Here is a 259-nt window from a genome sequence, read left to right as displayed (position 1 = left end):
ATCCCGCGCAGTGCGCGAGGCGGGCATTCCAGAAGGTAAGAAAACTAGCTGGTTCATCCACGGTGTCGCCGAGATGATCAAGGAATTGCGCCGCTTCCTCTTCGTCGAATCTGAGATCCCGAAGAAAGACGTTTCCATTTCTGGCTACTGGCGTATCGGTATGACCGAAGACCAGTGGCAGTCTTCTAAACGAGAATTCAACGCTGAGGTTGAGGCCGAGGAGGAAAGAGCCAGGGCCTGACGCTTGCTCGAACGTTAG

1 protein-coding gene is annotated in these 259 nt (G+C 54.4%); it reads left to right on the top strand.

What is annotated here, in order from left to right:
- Nucleotides 1–241, top strand: a 241-nt coding sequence (locus QP324_RS12105) for an SIP domain-containing protein (RefSeq protein WP_284816233.1), incomplete at its 5' end; no start/stop codon positions are given.
- Nucleotides 242–259 lie beyond the last annotated feature (18 nt).

It is taken from the genome of Corynebacterium sp. UMB0012 (assembly GCF_030216265.1).
GTDB lineage: Bacteria > Actinomycetota > Actinomycetes > Mycobacteriales > Mycobacteriaceae > Corynebacterium.
This window is presented reverse-complemented; position numbering and strand designations above follow the sequence as displayed.